At 34.0% G+C, this 347-nt stretch carries 1 protein-coding gene; it reads right to left on the reverse strand.

Translation table 11 applies throughout. The annotated features are described in order from the left end of the window. Window positions 1–34 precede the first annotated feature (34 nt). Window positions 35–232, reverse strand: coding sequence for a hypothetical protein (locus tag C1E99_RS10955; protein WP_105134197.1), 198 nt, complete (start codon window positions 230–232; stop codon window positions 35–37). Window positions 233–347: the final 115 nt, after the last annotated feature.

Genomic DNA, 347 nt, shown 5'->3' on the forward strand with positions numbered 1-347 from the left:
TGCTGAAATGTATCGTTTCACAATCTATCTCCTTTTACTTATTTTCTTTTTTCTCCATTTGTAAACTTGCTTCGATACAAGCAATTGAGGCAATTAGAGTAGTCATTAGAACTGTGTCCATATCGCTCCAACCCAGCAAATCAGAAAGGAGAATATAAACCAATAATAGAATGGACCCTATTTCGACTGCACGCGCAATGGTTGTTCCTGTAATCATAAAAGGTTGTTTCATTTGGTGACTCCTTCTCTATTCATCGTATCAGATGAATCCGTTTTCATCTCTTTATCTTGATATTATTGTAACACTTCCTTTTCTTTTTGACAAGTATCTTTGTCAAAAAAATAAT

The organism is Streptococcus suis (assembly GCF_002964045.1).
Lineage (GTDB): Bacteria > Bacillota > Bacilli > Lactobacillales > Streptococcaceae > Streptococcus > Streptococcus suis_U.